The sequence below is a fragment of the Alsobacter sp. genome, assembly GCF_059501845.1.
This window is the reverse complement of sequence record NZ_JCACDK010000020.1, coordinates 38,122-54,762: the sequence shown is the minus strand read 5'-3', so window position 1 is coordinate 54,762 and position 16,641 is coordinate 38,122. Positions and strand designations below refer to the sequence as shown.

General features: G+C 70.5%; 20 protein-coding genes. 2 read left to right on the top strand and 18 right to left on the bottom strand.

The genetic code is table 11. The annotated features are described in order from the left end of the window. Positions 1 to 5 precede the first annotated feature (5 nt). From ccmI to AC5JCN_RS24655, 11 genes are all read right to left on the bottom strand, one after another. Positions 6 to 1,175, bottom strand: a complete 1,170-nt coding sequence (gene ccmI, locus AC5JCN_RS24705; RefSeq protein ID WP_495757800.1) for a c-type cytochrome biogenesis protein CcmI — start codon at positions 1,173 to 1,175, stop codon at positions 6 to 8. 90 nt (positions 1,176 to 1,265) lie between these two features. Then, positions 1,266 to 1,733 (bottom strand): RT0821/Lpp0805 family surface protein, encoded by a 468-nt coding sequence (locus AC5JCN_RS24700; protein ID WP_495757799.1) that lies wholly within the window; start codon positions 1,731 to 1,733, stop codon positions 1,266 to 1,268. 92 nt (positions 1,734 to 1,825) lie between these two features. Beyond that, positions 1,826 to 3,220, bottom strand: a complete 1,395-nt coding sequence (locus AC5JCN_RS24695) for a sensor histidine kinase (protein ID WP_495757798.1) — start codon at positions 3,218 to 3,220, stop codon at positions 1,826 to 1,828. Beyond that, positions 3,217 to 3,888, bottom strand: coding sequence for a response regulator transcription factor (locus tag AC5JCN_RS24690; protein WP_495757797.1), 672 nt, complete (start codon positions 3,886 to 3,888; stop codon positions 3,217 to 3,219). Before AC5JCN_RS24690 ends, AC5JCN_RS24695 begins: the two co-directional genes overlap by 4 nt. A 16-nt stretch (positions 3,889 to 3,904) precedes the next feature. Continuing rightward, on the bottom strand, positions 3,905 to 4,225 hold the full coding sequence (locus tag AC5JCN_RS24685; protein ID WP_495757796.1) for a PepSY domain-containing protein: 321 nt from the start codon (positions 4,223 to 4,225) through the stop codon (positions 3,905 to 3,907). A 49-nt stretch (positions 4,226 to 4,274) separates the two neighbouring features. After that, positions 4,275 to 5,036 carry a glycoside hydrolase family 108 protein gene (locus AC5JCN_RS24680; protein WP_495757795.1) on the bottom strand — a complete coding sequence of 254 codons (762 nt, stop codon included), beginning with the start codon at positions 5,034 to 5,036 and terminating at the stop codon, positions 4,275 to 4,277. A gap of 5 nt (positions 5,037 to 5,041) precedes the next feature. Next, on the bottom strand, positions 5,042 to 6,466 hold the full coding sequence (locus AC5JCN_RS24675; RefSeq protein ID WP_495757794.1) for a DUF2793 domain-containing protein: 1,425 nt from the start codon (positions 6,464 to 6,466) through the stop codon (positions 5,042 to 5,044). Between the two features lie 21 nt (positions 6,467 to 6,487). Continuing rightward, a complete protein-coding gene (locus AC5JCN_RS24670; RefSeq protein ID WP_495757793.1) occupies positions 6,488 to 10,390 on the bottom strand; it encodes a baseplate multidomain protein megatron in 3,903 nt (1,300 codons plus the stop codon). Next, positions 10,387 to 10,875 (bottom strand): DUF6950 family protein, encoded by a 489-nt coding sequence (locus AC5JCN_RS24665; RefSeq protein WP_495757792.1) that lies wholly within the window; start codon positions 10,873 to 10,875, stop codon positions 10,387 to 10,389. Before AC5JCN_RS24665 ends, AC5JCN_RS24670 begins: the two co-directional genes overlap by 4 nt. Next, positions 10,872 to 11,765: a phage/gene transfer agent baseplate hub protein gene (locus AC5JCN_RS24660; RefSeq protein ID WP_495757791.1), complete on the bottom strand. Its 894-nt coding sequence runs from the start codon at positions 11,763 to 11,765 to the stop codon at positions 10,872 to 10,874. The genes AC5JCN_RS24665 and AC5JCN_RS24660 overlap by 4 nt, the downstream gene beginning before the upstream one ends. 22 nt (positions 11,766 to 11,787) lie before the next feature. Next, positions 11,788 to 12,429 carry a phage distal tail protein, Rcc01695 family gene (locus AC5JCN_RS24655; protein ID WP_495757790.1) on the bottom strand — a complete coding sequence of 214 codons (642 nt, stop codon included), beginning with the start codon at positions 12,427 to 12,429 and terminating at the stop codon, positions 11,788 to 11,790. Between the two features lie 78 nt (positions 12,430 to 12,507). Between AC5JCN_RS24655 and AC5JCN_RS24650 the strand changes: the two genes are divergently transcribed. Beyond that, positions 12,508 to 12,750, top strand: a complete 243-nt coding sequence (locus tag AC5JCN_RS24650) for an HP1242/YdcH family protein (protein ID WP_495757789.1) — start codon at positions 12,508 to 12,510, stop codon at positions 12,748 to 12,750. 126 nt (positions 12,751 to 12,876) lie between these two features. Here the strand turns inward: AC5JCN_RS24650 and AC5JCN_RS24645 are convergent, their stop codons facing one another. From AC5JCN_RS24645 to AC5JCN_RS24615, 7 genes are all read right to left on the bottom strand, one after another. Beyond that, positions 12,877 to 13,479, bottom strand: coding sequence for a phage tail tape measure protein (locus AC5JCN_RS24645; protein ID WP_495757788.1), 603 nt, complete (start codon positions 13,477 to 13,479; stop codon positions 12,877 to 12,879). A 24-nt stretch (positions 13,480 to 13,503) separates the two neighbouring features. Continuing rightward, on the bottom strand, positions 13,504 to 13,683 hold the full coding sequence (locus tag AC5JCN_RS24640; RefSeq protein WP_495757941.1) for a phage tail assembly chaperone: 180 nt from the start codon (positions 13,681 to 13,683) through the stop codon (positions 13,504 to 13,506). Positions 13,684 to 13,751: 68 nt separating this feature from the next. After that, positions 13,752 to 14,084 carry a gene transfer agent family protein gene (locus tag AC5JCN_RS24635; protein ID WP_495757787.1) on the bottom strand — a complete coding sequence of 111 codons (333 nt, stop codon included), beginning with the start codon at positions 14,082 to 14,084 and terminating at the stop codon, positions 13,752 to 13,754. Between the two features lie 4 nt (positions 14,085 to 14,088). Further along, complete coding sequence (locus AC5JCN_RS24630) at positions 14,089 to 14,505, bottom strand: phage major tail protein, TP901-1 family (RefSeq protein WP_495757786.1); 417 nt, start codon at positions 14,503 to 14,505, stop codon at positions 14,089 to 14,091. A gap of 31 nt (positions 14,506 to 14,536) precedes the next feature. Beyond that, entirely contained in the window at positions 14,537 to 14,947 is a 411-nt protein-coding gene (locus AC5JCN_RS24625; RefSeq protein WP_495757785.1) for a DUF3168 domain-containing protein, read from the bottom strand. Then, the gene (locus AC5JCN_RS24620) at positions 14,944 to 15,270 is read right to left on the bottom strand and encodes a phage head closure protein (protein ID WP_495757784.1); all 327 of its coding nucleotides are present in this window, start codon (positions 15,268 to 15,270) and stop codon (positions 14,944 to 14,946) included. Before AC5JCN_RS24620 ends, AC5JCN_RS24625 begins: the two co-directional genes overlap by 4 nt. Beyond that, positions 15,267 to 15,830, bottom strand: a complete 564-nt coding sequence (locus AC5JCN_RS24615; RefSeq protein WP_495757783.1) for a head-tail connector protein — start codon at positions 15,828 to 15,830, stop codon at positions 15,267 to 15,269. The genes AC5JCN_RS24620 and AC5JCN_RS24615 overlap by 4 nt, the downstream gene beginning before the upstream one ends. Positions 15,831 to 15,895: 65 nt before the next feature. Between AC5JCN_RS24615 and AC5JCN_RS24610 the strand changes: the two genes are divergently transcribed. Beyond that, the gene (locus AC5JCN_RS24610; RefSeq protein ID WP_495757782.1) at positions 15,896 to 16,639 is read left to right on the top strand and encodes a trypsin-like serine protease; all 744 of its coding nucleotides are present in this window, start codon (positions 15,896 to 15,898) and stop codon (positions 16,637 to 16,639) included. Positions 16,640 to 16,641: the final 2 nt, after the last annotated feature.

Here is a 16,641-nt window from a genome sequence, read left to right as displayed (position 1 = left end):
GTCCGTCAGGACCCTCCGATGTTGAGATCGCGCGCCAGGGCGTCGAGTTTGGCCAACCCACCGGCGTCGGAAGCCAGTGCGGCCCGCCCCCTCGCCACCGCATCCCTGGCCTTCTCCGGTTCGTTCAGGACGGCATAGGACCGCACCAGACGCAGCCAGCCCTCCACGTCACCGCCGTTTTCGGCCAGCTTCTGCGACAGTCCGTCGACCATGCTGCGGATCATCTTCATCCGCTCGTCCGGCGGAAGCGATGCGACGGCCTGTCCCGCCTCGGTGCCGGTCGGATCGGCGGGGGTGGCCTCCTGCGGTGCCGCGGGCGCGGCCTCGGCCAGGGTACCCTCGGGCGGCGTGCCGCCCATCGCCTTGATGCGCTCGGCCAGGCTGGCAGAGAGCGGCGTTCCCTTCAGCTCCGTCGCGATGTCGCCGAAGACGGCGAGGGCGGTGGCTCTGTCCCCATCCTGCTCGGCCGCGACCGCCTTGTAGAACCTGGCCTTCACCCGCTTGGGATCGCCAGCGAGCGCCTTGTCGAACAGCGCCTTAGCATCGGCCGTCACGACGCCGTCGGCGGCTGCCACGGTCGCCTCGCCCCAGTTCTCGAGACGCACGGGGGTCTCGCCGAGAAACCGCGCCGCGCTGGCGAAAGCCCGCACGGCATCGTCGTAGCGTCCGACGCTCATGTAGACGGGACCGACGACCTCGTAGCCCCTGCCGTCATTCGGCTCCTTCGCCAGATGCGCCTCGATCCGCCCGATGGCCTCGGCCATGGAGAGATCGGAGGCGGGCTTGTCCGTGCGCGCGGCGAGCGGCTGATCCGGCAGATCGGGTTGACCGAAGGCGAGATACAGGCCCAGGCTGAGGACGGGCACGCCCACCAGTGCGGCGGCCGCAACCACGCGTCGCCGCCACGGACCGCTCGCGCCGCCGGTCTTCGCCTCTCCCCTTCGTGTCGCGGCAAGAAGCCGACGCGCGGCTTCAACCCGCGCCACTTCCGCCTCGGCGGGGTCGATCAGCCCGCGTTCGGCATCGCGCGCCAGTTCGTCGAGCTGGGCCTGGTAGAAGGCAGCGTCGGTCGCCTTCTCGGCCGAGGCGTCGCCGCCTCCGGCGCGCGCCAACGGCCAGAGCACGGCAAGGACGGCCGCGCCTGTCAGCAGCGCCATGGCGAACCAGACGATCATGCCGTTGAATTAGCCGCCCTTTGCGGCAACGTCACGCCCGATTTGGGCACTACCCCCTCCGGACCATCCCGGAGGGAGCGGCTCAACGTCTCAGCTGACGATCTGCCACGTGCCATCCGGGTTCCTGCAGGCCGTCCCCGTGCCGTTCCTCGGCCGCCCGTCGATGTAGATCGTGTGCGAGTAGGTTCGGCAGGTTCCGCTGGAGTCGGTATAGGCGGGTCCCGGCTCGATATAGCCATAGGAACCGCTCTGTCCGCGCCATTCCGAGCGGCGGCCGGAGGCGATCGCGGCAGCCTGCGCTTCCGCCGCGCGCGCCTGCGCCTCGTCGTCGAACGACCGCCCGACCTGGTTGCCGAGGAAGCCGCCGATCATCGTTCCGGCCATGACGGCCGCGACCTTCCCTGCCCCGCCGCCGAAGCGGCTTCCAATCAAACCGCCCGCGACGGCGCCGAGCACCGTCCCGCCGGCTTCGTTGGGGCCTGTGGTTTGCGAGCAACCGGCCGCGCCCAGCGCGATCGCAATGGCGGTGCCCGCCGCAATCAATGTCCTGAATGTCATGTCAGAAAAATCTCCGCTCGAAGCGGGACCGGCAGCGGGCCGCCCCCACGGTCGCGGGGTCTCTGACAGGACCCGGGCGAAAGCATGGCAGTTCAGAGCGCCGGCAGTCTCAGCTCCGCCCTGAGGCCGCCGAGCGGCGATCCGTCGAGCACGAGCCCGCCGCCATAGAGTTGCGCGAGGTCGGCGACGATTGAGAGCCCCAACCCCGAGCCGGGCTTTGTCTCGTCGAGGCGCGCGCCCCGGCGCAGCACCTCGGCCCGCGATTCGGGGGGCAGGCCTGGTCCATCGTCGTCGACGCAGACCCGCAAGTAGGATCGCCCATCCCGGTCCGGTTCCGGCGCGACCGAGACGAGGACACGCCCCCGGGCCCACTTGCCTGCGTTGTCGACGAGGTTGCCGACCATCTCCTCGAGATCCTGCCTCTCACCGCGAAAGCGCAGGCCAGTGGCCAATTGCGTGTCAAACGCCACGGCCCGGTCGCGGTGGATCTTGGCCAGGGTCCGCGCGATGCTCTCGATGACCGGGTCGACCTCGGTGGCGGCCCCCAGCAAGCCTGCGCGTGCGGCTGCCCTGGCCCGCTCCAGGTACCAGTTCACCTGGTCGCGCATGACGTCGGCCTGCTCGCGGATCTTCGATGCCAGCGGCGCGGGATCGCTTCCGGCCTCGTTGACGAGAACGCTGAGCGGCGTCTTCAACGCATGCGCGAGGTTGCCGACCTGCGTCCTTGCACGGTCAAGTATTTCCTGGTTGTGGGCCAGCAGCAGGTTGACCTCTCCAGCCAGAGGCGCGAGGTCGTCCGCGTACTCGCCTTCGATCCGCGCCGCGTCGCCACGCCGGATCGCGCTGACTGCCGCCTGGAGCCTTGCGAGCGGCATCAGGCCGAAGCGCAACTGGATGACGGTGGTGGTGACGAGCGCCAGCCCGAGCAGTCCGAAGGTGAGGCCGAGCGCCCACCGGAAAGACACGATAGCGGCCTCGATCTCCCCGGAGTCTGCGCCGACCTGGATCAGGAAGCGCCCGTCGTCGCCGAGGTCGATGACCCGCTCGACGATGCGCAGTGTCCGCTCGTCCGGCCCCTTGGCATAGCCCTCGCGCAACTCCCCCGGCCCGGCGACGACGCCGGAGTCCTTCAGGAGAGGCAGCCGGTCCCCGAACAGCGAGGTCGATCCCCGGATTTCGGGTGGCGTCCGGTCGATGCGCGAGACCTGCCAGTACCACCCCGAGAGCGGCAGGTCGAAGCGCGGCTCCCCGAGGCTGGGCGAGACCGGCCCCTCTGTCTCGGCCGGCGAGGCGACCTCCGCCACGATCGACTTGAGATAGACGTGGAGGCGCTCGTCGAACGAATCTTCGGTGGTCCGCCGGTAGATGGCCGAGAGGATGAACCCTGCGACCAGCAGGATGACGAGGCTGAGAACCGCGGAGGACAGGAACAGGCGGGTGGCGATGGACGGCGTGCGCGCGAGGCCCCCCGCACGCGTGCGCTTCACTTGTCCTGCTCCGGAGGCTGCATGATGTAGCCGAGGCCGCGCACCGTGTGCAGCACGTCGACTCCGAGCTTCTTCCTCAGGCGGCCGACGAACACCTCGATCGTGTTCGAATCGCGATCGAAATCCTGCTCGTAGAGGTGGTCGATGATCTCGGCCCGCGACACGACACGGCCGACATGGTGCATCAGGTAGGAGATCAGCCGGTACTCGTGCGAGGTCAGCTTCACAGGGTTGCCGTCCACCGTCACGCGGCCGGACCGCGTGTCGAGAACCACCGGCCCGCAGGTCAGCTCGCTTGTCGCATGGCCGGCCGCCCGGCGCAGGACGGCGCGGACGCGGGCGAGGATCTCCTCCATGTGGAATGGCTTGACCACATAGTCGTCGGCGCCGGCATCGAAGCCCTGCACCTTGTCGCTCCACCGGTCTCGTGCGGTCAGAATGATAACGGGCATCGCCCGGCTGGCCCGCCGCCAAGCCTGCAGGACCGCGACGCCGTCCATCTTGGGAAGGCCGAGGTCCAGGATGACGGCATCGTACGGCTCGGTGTCTCCGAGGTAATGCCCTTCCTCGCCGTCGAGCGCGCGGTCGACGGCGTAGCCGGCCTGTTCCAGCGCTGCAACGATCTGACGGTTGAGGTCCTTGTCGTCCTCGACGACGAGCAGGCGCACGGAACAGCTCTCCCGTTCAGTCCCCGATCACCTTGCCGGAGGACGCGTCGATCACGACGTGGACGACCTTGCCGTCCTTCTTCAGCGAGGTGATGGCATAAACAAGGCCCGATTCGCTCCGGCATAGGCGAGCCCGCACGGGCTCCCCGCCCTTGGCGGCGCGTGCGGCCCGCAGCGCCGCAACCTGCGACACCACGCGGCGCGAGCCGACCTCGGCATGGATCTCCGCCTCGTCGAGGCACGCGGATTTCGACGCGCGGGCCGGCTCCTCCGCCGCCGCGGGAGCGGCGACGAAGGCGGACAGTGCTAGAAGGGCGAGCGCCTCTATCCCTCGCATGTCCCAATCCTGACCGGCGCAGGTGAACCTTGCCTGAACGCCGGCCGCCTCACGCCCCGGCGGCAAGCTTGCGGGTGGCGAGCACGCGGAAAAGTGTCGAGGCCACGAAGCTCGCGCCCGCGACGACCTGCAATCCGGCGTCGACGAGCGGGCCGCTGTCAAAGCCCGCGACGTCGAACCCGCCGAGTGAAAGCCCGATGGCGGCGAGTCCCACGAGATTGGACCACACGGTGCGGCTGGAGAGAATGGACTTTGTGTCGCTCATGGCGGCTTCCTTCTGCGGTGATGGAGGGGTGTTGGCGCGGGCCATTGCACGGGCGGCCCGGTGAACGGTGGTGACGCGACTGCGCCAGCCCCGGATGAACACCGGTGCGCCCGGCAGCCGTCCGAGAAATGTCCGCCGGCTCGCCTCGAGCTTGCCGAGCAGAACCAGCGCGTCGCAGCGCCGGGCGGCGCCGGCGGTCAGCGGACCGCACACGCCGTCCGTCGTGACGCCGAGTTGCTCCTGCAGCATCAGAACGGCCCGGCGCGGTCCGCTGTGGACGGCGCAGTCGAAGACGGCGAGGTCGATCCCGGCCGGCAGCGCATCGGCGCCGGCCGCATCCCAATAAAGCCGCCGGTAGATCTGCGTGGCTTCGTCCCGGCGCAGGGCCCGGACGTCGGCCGCGGTGACGGCTGCGCCGCGAGCCCTGGCCAGCGTCGCGAGTGTGATGCCGAAATTGGTCGGACCGCCGGGATCGGCGGCGTTGTCCACGTACCCGCCCTCTAGCGAGAGGACGAGGGCCACCGACTGCGGGAAGCTATCGCGCATGGGCGTCACAGCTCCGCCGAATAGAAGAAAGCCGGCGCCGCCCCGCTCTGGACCGGGGAAGCCCGCATGTCCGGCGCGAGATCACCGGCCTGCTGAACCGTGGCCGATCGGCGAAGGAAACGGCGTGCCAGCATCGTCTCGACGGCAGGCGGCCGTCGCTCGAAGGCCGTGACGACCGGCCCCTCCTCGAGCTGCACGTCGGCGAGGTCGAATGACACGCCCGCGCTGTTTCCGCCCGGGAGAACGAAGCGCAAAGCCGTGTAGGATCCGACGCCGACGGTCTGCCCGGCGACTGCAGGCATCACGAAGGTGGCGCTCCGCCTCGTCCAGCCCGCGGCGGCGGTGAGCGCAAGGATCGGGATCGTCACGGAGGCGCTGCCGCCCGTTCCGAACACCTGGACGGCTTGCACGGCGACGGCTGCCGATGTCCGGTAGCTGCAGGAAAGCGTGACCCTGAGGCCGGCAAGACGCGCCACATCTTCCAGACGGGTCTGCAGGTCCGCAGAGCTGTTGGATGCCGCGATGGTCGCCGTCAGCGTCGCGTAGAAGCGGCCGCCCGGAACGGCAGCCTGCCCGGGCGCGAAAGCCGTGCGGGTCAGCGCACCGGACCCGGCGCCCGTGAGCGCGCCGCGCCAGAGATCGAAGCCGTAGCTCCCTCCCACGGAAACTGCGAAAGGCCCTTCGCCCCTCTGCGCAACCTGGAAGTCGCCATTGACGACATGGTTGCGGAACGCCGCCATGGCCTGGCCGCCGCAGGCCGCTATGCCGCCCGGCAGCTTCACGGAGCCGGTGACGGGATCGGCCGTCAGCGCATCGTTCCAGAGATTACCGTCAGCTGAGGTCCGGATCCGCAGCAGGTCGTCGCCGGCGAGCCCGAGCTCTGCGCGCCCGGACCATGCGTTCTGGAACAGGAATGAGGCGGTCCTGCCGGTGGCTGTCCGGTTCAAGGTCACGCGCACGTCGCCTGTTCCGCCGTCGGCGGGCGCGCGGGCGGCGAACAGCGCTGCGTTCAGCGACGCCGAGAAGGCGTTGGTGGAATCAGGCTGCGTGCCGATGCCGAGCCCGGTCAGGTCGCCGAGGCGACGAATGACTGTCGCGACGTCGCGCCACGCGGCCCCATCGAAGAGCAGGAGCCTGTCGCCGGCCACCGTGAAGGCGATCCACCCCGCACGCGGCGCGGTGAACCGCCAGGCGCCGTCGTCGAAGGCAGCGAGCTGCCCCCTCTTGCCGGCAAAGGCTCCGGTCGGAGCTTCTCCGACGATGTACCGGTCGCCTTCCGAGGGCACGGCTGGGGGAGCTGCCGCGTCGGCGGCGACCACGCCGACCTGGACCAGCGCGTCGAGCGCGCGCAGGCTTTCATTGAGCGTGACATGCTTCTGCGATTGGGCAGCTGCCAGATAAGGCAGCCCCAGCCGGTTCGTCGTATCCATGGGAGTGTCTCCGCTCCGGCCTCAGCCGATGGTGAGAGTTGCCATTGCCGGCCGGCCGGCGCCGACGAGAGAGCTGACCTGCGAGATGCGAACGACGAGCGTCTCCTGCGGCGACCCGAAGTCGGCCGCCTCGGAGCCGGCCGCGTAGAGCAGCGACGGGCGATCCGCCGCCAGCACGCGCTTCACGACCGTGCCCGCCAGTATCTCGACGGTGTAGCTCTCCGAGGCCTCGTCCAGCGGAACCTCGGCGAGGTTCCACGTGTCGGAATGCAGGCGGCCCCGTCTCGTCCAGGCCAGGGTGATGCCGTCCGGTCCCCGCGTCGCCCGAACCTCCACTGGAGCGAGGGGGCGAAGCGCTTCCGGTTCGGGCGTGGCGGTGAAGCCGGCCATGGTGGGATCGCCGACGCTTCGGTCTGCCGGGCCGACGCGGTAGATCCAGGCCGACCCCAGCGCCGACAACCCGGACCCCACCGGAACGACGCTGCCGTCGATCACGACGGCAGTGCTTCCCGCCGGAATTTCCGCGGCGCAAAGGTGCTCGCGCCCGCCGCATCCGCGAACGAGGCGCGTCAGGCGCCAGCGGCGCGGTCCGATGAGCTCGCTGCGGCTGAAGCCGACGACCTCCCAGAGGCCGGATGCGTGCCGGATCGCGAGACTGCTCGACAGGTCGAGTGCGCCGGCATCTCCGCTGGCCGAGAGCATTCCGGAGTCGAGCTCGACCTCGAGAACCGCCGCGTCGTCGAAGCGCCATGCGGGTCCCGCGGGAAGGGTGGCGAGCGTGCGGCCGATCCGCGACGGAGACTGCGCCACCGTGAAAAGGTCGAAGGACGCTCCGTCGACGGAGCGCCAGACGGCCACCGGGCCCGGCCACGGGTCGGCCGCGACAGCCAGCGACTGAAGCAAGGGCGGGTCGGCATCGGCCGTGGGCCAGTCGATCACGACCACCTGCGCCGGGCCGGACAGTGCCGGCGAGGCAGCACGGCGCAGGGTTCCAGCACCCGCTGCGGCCTCGGAAAGTCCCGGCTGCACGGCACGGGCGGCGATCTTGCGCGCTGCACCGTCCGTGATCCGCTCGACCCGGAACAGGCCGGAGCCACGGGCCTCAGGCAGCCTGACGGTATCGCCCGGCTCTATGGCGAGCAGCCCCGGACGGACCGTGAACTCCGCCGCCTCACGCCCCGCCCACGTCTCGTGAAGCGCGATGTCCGCCAGTCGGGCCGCCTGCTCGGCCGGGAGCGCCGCGGGCAAGGAGAGAGATGCTTCGCGCCGGCCCGAACCCGAGAGGCGACGGGACGAGGCCGTCGCGCTTGAAAAGTCGGCCTCGCCGTCGATGTAGGTCACGGTCAGGGCGTGGGGAAGCTCGCTTTCCTCCGCCCGCGCGAGATGCACCGTTGCACCTTCATCGTCGGGCACGAGGTCGCCGATCGCGAGGTCGACGATTGGCGTGACCGAGCGCCCGACGAAACGCAGGCCATCCGCCGAGACGGCGAGGTCGAAGCCGTAGAGGTCCGCCAGCGGCTCGATGGCTGCCCGAAGAGACATGGGCCGGTCGACGACGTAGCCGTCGCAGAAGCCGTCCACGCCCTCGAAGCTCGCGGTCAGGCCCGCATCGGCCAGCATGGCTGCGACGAGCCGGTCCACCGGCGCGCCCTCCAGCCGGCCTGTCAGCCAGTGCCCGGTGCGCCACGCGCCGGCATCGCTCCAAGTGTCGCTTTGAGCCGGGAATGAAGGGAAAGGCCGCGCATCCCAGCACCAGGCATACATGCGGCCTGCAGGCACCATGGCCGTCGCATCGGGGGCGCCCGGGGCCGTCGGCTGCGGCACATGGCCCGGAAATCCCGGGTCGAACCGCTTCAGCGTCGCCTCCAGGACGCGATGCTGGACGAGATCGTCGCGGCCGCCAGACGAAAAGGGCGGCAGGCGGCCTTCCGAGGATTTCGGGTCGGGGAAGGCGTTTGGACCGTTGCCTCCCTTGTCGACGGCCGGGCAACCGAACTCCGTCAGCCAGACCGGCTTCTGGCCCGGTTTCCACGCGGTTGTCCGCACCGGTTTGCCTGCAACGCGCTCCACGTGCGTGCTCGACCACCATCCGGCGACGTCTTTCTGGCGAAACACCCAGTCGTCGGCCCCGCCGCTGCCGATGGCGCTGCGCTCCTGGGCCGTCCTGGCGGCATCGTCGCCGTAGTACCAGTCATAGGCCTCGCCGGCTGCGGTTCGCGCGAAGAGGTAGTCGGGGTCGGCCGCATCGCGTGCGAGGGCGCGGTCGCGATGCAAAGGTCCGTCGCGCCAGTCCGTCAGCGGCCACCACGCGTCAATGCCGATGGCGTCGATGGAAGAAGAGGACCAGAGCGGATCGAGCGGGAACCGGACCTCGCCCGGCGCGGGAACATGGGCGCCATACTCGGTCCAGTCGGCAGCATAGACGATCTTCGTCGCCGGTCCCAGCATGCCGCGGACGTCGGCGGCAAGCTGGGCGAAGCGGGCTGCGGCCGGGTAGGTGCCCGGCGCCGACCGAAGCCGGGTCAGCCCCACGAATTCCGAGCCGATGATGAAGGCGTCCACGCCGCCGGCGATCGCCGCAAGCCTGGCGTAGTGCAGCACCTGCCGCCGGAGGCTCCACTCCGCCGGCCCGGTATAGACGACCGCGTCGCCGGCAGTGCCGAAGTGGCCGGGCAGTGCCGTCCCGAAGAAGCGCGCGACGGCCGCATTGATCGCGGTGGTGGCGTCGGGGGACCCGGTCTGGCCGGGCGCCGGGGTGCAGGTGATTCGGCCGCGCCAGGGATAGGCGGGCTGGGCGTTCGCACCGGTCCACGGATCAGGGCGTGCGTTCCCGGGCGGCACGTCCATCATGAGGAACGGGTAGAGGGTCACGGCGAGGCCGCGCGCCTTCAGGTCCCGGATGGCCGCCACGACGCCCGCGTCGGTCGGCGTGCCGCCATAGGCTGACCTGCCGTCCACGCTGGAGGTCTCCCGTGCCTCCCAGCGCTGCTGGCCGCACACCTGCCAGCGCCCGCCGGAATTGCTGCGCTGCTGGCTGACGACGCGCGGCGCGACGGTGCACGCTTCCAGACGCAGGTCGTCCCCGAACCAGGACACCAGCAGCGAAACGTTGCGCAGGTTTGGGCAGAGGCCCTGCAATGCGTCGATCGAGGCACGCCAGTCGCTGTCATGGGTCAGGACATGCGTGTTCTCACGCGCCCAGGACGATCCCGCCGTGCGCAGCACCGGGCCGGGGTTCAGCGCGAACTCCCCCGCCCCCGGGATCACCGTCACCGCCGTCAGGTGCTCGCAGAGGCCGCCGACGGGGCGCAACACTTCGAAGGACAGCTGCGGCACCCGGTTGCCGAAATCGGCCAGCGGGAAGCGCTCGAACACGACATAGGCCACGCCGCGATAGGCCGGGGCGTTCGCCTCCCCCTCCTTCGCCACGATCAGCGGGTCAGGCTGCTGATCCTCCGTTCCGCGGTAGAGGCGCAATCCCAGCGTGGTGAGGTCGAGCTCCCTGCCGTCCGCCCAGATCCGGCGAATGAGGGCAATCCGCCCCCGGCAAAGGCCCACGGCGATGTTGGCGTAGTAGGAATAGGTGGTCGTGACGGTCTTCTGCCCGCCTCCTCCCTTGCCGCCGGACTTCGTGCGCTGGACGGAAACGTCCTCGACGAACCGCGTCGCCCAGATCACCTGCCCGCCGACACGGGCCCGCCCGTAAACGCTCGGAATCGGGGCACCCTCGGCCGAGCCGATGCCGGGCAGCGTGGCGAGGCGCGGCCCCTGAACCTTGCGCGCTTTTCCCCACCGTCCGATGAGCGCCGTATCCACGAGGCTGCCGAGGCCCGCGCCGAGGGCGCCTCCCACGAGGGCGCCCGCCGGACCCGCGATCGCGCCGCCGGCAATCGTGCCCGCGGCCTGAAAGATCAGCGTGCTCATCGGCGCTCCTCTCCGTTCCCGGGTTGCAGCGGCAGAGGCGGGAACCGGAACACATGCGCCACCCGGGTCCGCCACACGCCGACGGCGACCTCGGCGACGCAGGCACCGTCATGGGCGTGAACCATGGTGTCGGCCCCGGTGGCGATGCCGAGATGCTTGGCGGGGAACCCCTCGCGCCAGCGCAGGATCAGGAGATCGCCGGCTTCCCATGTCCTCCCCGGAACCGGCGCGAGGTGGCGCGTGGCCGCGTCGGCCAGACGCTCCTCCCCGCTCGCCTCGGCCCAGTCGGCGGTGTAGGGACCGGGATCCTCCGGCTCGGAGCCGTAGAGGGCGCGCCACACTCCCCGCACCAGGCCCAGGCAGTCGCACCCGACGCCCCGCAGGGAGCCGGCGTGCAGGTAGGGCGTCCCGATCCACAGGCGGGTCTCCGCGACGACGGCGGAGGCGGCGGATCGCCCGTCGTGCGTCTCGAGCAGGGCGGTCATCGGAACAGGCTCCCGCCGTCCATCCCCGCCTCGCCCTGCCTTGCGCCGCGCATCACGAAGTCATTGCCGGGCATGTGCGGGAAGCCGCGGAACCGCGCGACATTGGCGAAGCGGTCCCGGCAGGTCTCGAAGCGACGGTCGCATCCGGCTGCCACGGTGAAGGCGTCGCCGGGGGACAGCGCCAGCGCCGCCTCCCGCCACAGGTCCAACTCGGCCCCGCCCGGCGCCGCCCTGTGCCGGCGCACCTCGATGCTCCAGCCCGTATTGGCACCCGACGTGAAGGTGATCCTGCCGCCGGTGAAGAGGCCGTCCGCCTGCCCCGCAAGAGCGGAACAGGTGAGGTAACCGCGCCCGTCAGTGGCAGAAACGGTGCCCTGGCCTCGGAGCGCGGACGTCGTGAGGTCGATGCCGCAGCGCCCGTCGCCGAGGTCGGCGTCGCATGTCGAGCCGAAGATGCGCCCCCGCTCCTCGTCGAGCGCCACCGCGGGTCCGCGGATCTCCGCGGTGAAGGCCGTGCCCGCCCGGCGGATCTCGCCGACGGTGCCGGACTGCAGCCTGATCCGCACCGAAGGTTGCGACCAGTCGACCAGCCAGACTATGACGCGAGCGGCATCCCACCGGCCGGCGGACAGGTCGTCCTCGTCGAGCCCCGGCGAGACGAGCGCACCCTGGACCTCTCCCCCGCCGGCAGCGAAGCCGAGCTCCGCCTGGGCTTCGGCCGCGGCGAGCCCCGATGCCGCGGCACAGGTGATCCCGTCGACGACGAGGTCGCGGTCATGGTCCGTGAAGCCCATGACGATGCCGTCGGCACGGGTCAGGATCCAGCAGCGGGCCAGCGTCGTCGCACCTCCGGCAAGGCTCGCGGCCAGCGTTTCGGGAAGATTGCGCACGATTGATCTCCGACTTGCCCCGTCAGGGGACGATTTCGACGAGCGGGATGCTGGGAATGGCGCCGGCGGTGAAGGCATCGAGATCGACGATGATCTCGTCGGCGTCGAACCGGACCGGCACGTCGAACCGAAAGCCCGCGGTGACTGCAGCTCCGGCGGCAGGGATCGCCCCGGCCCGGAACGTCACCAGGCCGCGCGCCGTGTCGACGTCGAAGCGGGTGCCCTGAACAGGTGTCCCGCCCACCGCCACCGTGACGCTTCCCGCAACTGGCTTGGCGATCGGGCGCGAATAGGGAGCGAAATTGGCCCCGTACTTCTTGGCGAGGGCAAACGTCGCCGTGGTGCCGTCCCCCGTGCCGATCTTCTGGTCGACGGGCGACGGCTCCCGCCCAGGCGCGCAGGAGCGGTCGTCCAGCCGGTCGCGCCAGCGGAAGCCGTAGAGCCGGCCCCGCCGTTCCTCGAAAAACGCGAGCACCTCGTGCAGGGCGGCGAGGCCGCGCACGCCGTATCCTGCCTCGTACCGGCGCCTGGCATGGGCCCAGCGCTGGTTGCGTTCCTCGCGGCCTGAACCGGTGACGACGATTTCGGTGCGCCTTTGCGGGCCGCCGCGTCCGCGCAGGGCGACGTCGAGCGGAAACAGCACCTCGTGAAAGGCGGCGGGCATGCATCCTCCTTTACTGTTGACTCACATCAAGGCGTTGGCTTGGCTCACGGGGTTGCATCTCGGCATTGGAGGATTCCGATGACGCATGTTCCGCACGGCCTGCACGAAGAGTTCCCCGGCTCCGCCGCAGCCATCAGCCGGCTCAAGATCGGGGATGCGCATTTCGCGCGCCTCGCCGACACCTACGAGCACCTGAACCGGGAGATCCACCGCATCGAATCCGAGGTGGAGCCGACTGGTGATGCCGCGCTCGAGGATCTCAAGAAGCGGCGCCTGAAGCTGAAGGACGAGATCGCAGCGATGCTGCGAGCCGCGGCCTGAGGTCAGACCGGACGGGTGCGCCCATAGCGGGTCTTCGCCGTTTCGTGAGTCATCGCAGCGTGTTGAAAAGCGAAACTCAACCTCTGCATGTACTTTGCGGAGAGCGCCCGGATTGCGTGAAGTCGCCTAGAGGCCCCGCTGACCGCGGGCGACGGCGCGCGCCAGCGCAGCTGTCACCTGTGCTTCCGACCGGCGGAAGCTGTCGGCATCCGGCGTCGTGACGTTCACCGTCACCTGCACCGTGCCGCCAGACGCCCGGACGCCCAGCCTGCCGTCGGTGCCACGGGCCAGCGGCATGATCGCTTCGGGACCGGCCTCGCCCGCGAGGCCGGCACCTCCCTGCATCGGGAACATGGCCGGACCATCCAGCACGCCGCCGCGCGCATAGACCGACAGATGCCCGGTCTTTGCAGCCGAGCCGAGCTGAGCGGCCCCGCCCAACCCGGACAGGAGCGAGCCTATGCCTCCCGCCGCGGCGCCTGCGAGGCTCTCCGTCAGCGCGCCGGCGGCTTTGCCGAGCAACGCTTCGAGCGGTCCGAGCGCTGCCGACGTGCCGATCGACTGAAGCCGGCTGCCGACGGACTTGAGCACGTCCTCGAAGCGCTTGCCCTGCACGGCCGATTTGACGAACGCGTCGGACATGGTGCGCTCGAAGCTGCGCGACATGTCGCCGAGCGTCTTGAGGGCCTCGGACGCGGCTGCTGCCTGGCGAGTGGGCTGCGTGGCCATGAGTTCTCCTGCTGCAAGGGGTGTTCAGGCAGCCTCGTCAGGGAAGGCGGCCAGGAGATCTTCGAAGTCACCCAGCGACGGCACGGCGTCGGCTTCCGCGGCGAAGCGCCCGATTGCGCCGCGCAGGGCCGCATCGAGCTCGCGCGGCGTGAGGGCCCAGAAATCCCGTGAGGACAGCCGCAGGACGCCGAGCCCGAAGGCCAGAGCCGCATCCCAGCCGCGCGGGCGGGAGGGGATTCCCGCGGGCGGAACGGACCGGCGTCCTGCGGCGCTCAGGGGCGGCCGACAGGACCGTCCCCGGAGCTGAACGTAACCTCGAGCAGATCGAGAACCGTCGCGAGTGCTCCCGGGATCCCTCCGGGAATCGGCAACGCACCGACCTCGGAATCGGTGAGCGGCGTCCCCCCTCCGCGCGCCGCCGCACCCAGGATGCGGGTGACGTCCCGGGCCGAAAAGCGGCCGGCGCCGAAGCGCTCGCCCAGCCCGGACAGGTCTTCCACGCCGAAGCCGGCCTCGAGTTCCGCGAGCGCCCCGAGTGTCAGGCACAGGGTCAGCCGGCGGTCACCCAGTTGGGCCTCGATCTCGCCACGCGCGCGATTGGCCATCCCCTCACCCCGTGATCGCTGTGAAGGAGAGGGATCCCGCGCTCTCCAGAGCGAGGTCGAAGGTCACCTCCGCCGCGTATTCCCCGCGGTATTCCAGGCTCGCGACGAGGAACGGGCCCTGCACGGTGCCGAAGTCCGGAATGATGACTTGCCAGTCGCGGACGGCCTGGTCGAACAGCAACTGCCGGACCAGCATGTCCGACTGCTCGTCGCGGAAAACGCCCGTCCCGGAGAGCGAAGCACGCCGCACGCCGGCGCCGGACAGGAGCTCGCGCCAGCGCCCGACGGAATCGGCGTTGGTGACGTCGATCGCTTCGGCGTTGAAGGTGAGCCTGCGGGAGCGCAGGCCGGCGACGGTGACGAACGCACCCGATCCGCCATCGAGCTTGAGAAGCAGGTCCTTGCCTTTCTGGGCAGCCATGTCTCGTCCTTTCCGGAATGGAGTGCGCCGATCAGGCCGGCTCGGTGAGTGCCTCGAGCCGAAGGGTTGCCCGCCGCCGGCCCTCCGCATCGGGCCGCGCCGTTTCCTGGGCCGTGACGCGGATCAACACGAGGCGGTGCCCCGTCGGCGCCAATGGTGCGTCGTCGAGCAGCACGGCCATGGTGTCGACGATGGTGAGCGCCTCGGTATCGCCGCCCTGGTCCGACCACGCGACCAGCGCGAAGTCGTGGGCATGGCCGGGACTGCCACCATCCGGCCAGGCACGCGCGGAGGCCTCGGTGAAGGTCACGTAGGGCGGCGTCGCGCCGCGCGGCGCCTCGTCATAGACCCTCTCGCCGCCGAGGAGCGCCGTAAGGCCGGCATCGGCGACAAGACGGGCGCGCACGGCCGTCCGCAGGGCAATCAGGGGGCCCGCGCTCATGGACGCACCTCCTCGCAAAGGCACAGAAGCGTGCGCCGCCTCTCATCCGGGTCGAAAACCGTGCGGACGGTGAAGATGCGCGCGGATCCCAGCCGGAACCGGCAGGACGCGTCGGCGAGGGACGTCCAGCGCAGTGTGATGCGGTGGGTCAGGGTCTGGCCGGCGCTTTCGGCGGCAATCCGTTCCTGCGCCTGCAACGGCTCGACACGGCCCCACAGCGTCGCTGCCGCGATGAAGGTCCTGCGCACGCCGCCCGCGGCGTCCGGGGTTTCCTGCGGCTTCTCCAGCACGAGCCGCCTGCGCATGGCACCGACGGGGGTCACGACAGCCTCCGGGCCCGATAAGGCTCGATGAGCGCCGCCGCGGCGGGCGGGAGCGTCACCATGCCGGGATTTTCCCCCCGGTTCTCGTAAAGCGCGGCCAGCATCAGCCGTGCCGCATGGCGCAGCGGCTCGGGCACGCCGGGGGGCGACGCCGCATATCCAAAGACGGCCTCGACCGCGATGGAGGATGCGGCAAGCCCCGGCGCCGGCACATCCGAGAGGACGATCCGCGGCGGATCCGAGGTGTTATCCACCGTGAGCGAGCTTAAGGGGAGCGTGACCGTCTGGGTTGCCGAGGTCGAGACACGCAGGGCGATCACCGACAGCAGCGGCGAAAGCGGCAGCCTTATCACCCGGCCGGGGGGCCAGGCGTCGAGCGTCCAGATCCATTGCTGGGCCACGAGCTTGCGCGCGCAAGCGCCTTCCACGGCGAGCCTCGCAGCGGTGACAAGGGCGGTCACCAGCGCGTCGTCGTCAGCCGTCTCCAGCTTCAGCCAGGACTTTGCCTCCTGCAGCGAGAGGATGTCGGCCGCGGGTGGCGTGACGAGCTTGAGACCCATTGCGGCCTCCCCTGTTGGCGTGGACGTGGTATGGGCTCGCCGGGTTTCGCCGGGAGGGAACTGGCATGCATCTCAGGAGCATCGTGGGCGCCGTGGCCGTGCTGGCGGCCTTTGCCGCGCCGGCCCTTGCCATCGTCGGCGGCCGGGAGGATCCGGCCCTGTCCCGCCATGCCGTGATGATCCTCAACGATCGCGGGGGCTTCTGCTCCGCCTCGGTCATCGCGCCAGACGTGCTGCTCACGGCGGCGCATTGCGTCGCAAGCTCCGCCGGCCACAGGGTCCATTGGCGCGATGCCGGTGGCGAACCGGTGATGGTCGAGCCGGCGGCCGTCGCCGTTCACCCCGGTTATGTCGCTGATGCCGTGAAGGCCCGGAAGAAGTCGGTCGACCTCGCTCTCGTGCGCCTCGCGGAGCCGCTGCCCGCTTCGTTCCAGCCGGTCGCGCTGTCGGCCGCGCCGGCGCCCCGGCCGGGCGAAACCGTGACGGTAGCCGGATGGGGCGTCGTGTCGGACGCCGGCGCCGACACCGGCGGCCATTTCCGCAGCGTCAGCGTCGGTATCGTCGAGCCCTATGGGCCGTCGAGCCTGCTGCTCTGGCTGTCCTCAGGCCGGGCCGCCGGGGCCGGTGCGTGCGCCGGCGATTCCGGTGGGCCGGTTTTCGCAGACGACGGTGGCATCGTCGCGGTGACCGCGTTTGCGGAAGGCGCCTCCGGCCGCGGCTGCGGCGCCCTCACCCAGGCCGTCCTCGTCGGCCCGCAGCGCGGCTGGATCGATAAGACCCTGCAGCGCTGGGGCCGCTCGCTGGATTGAGC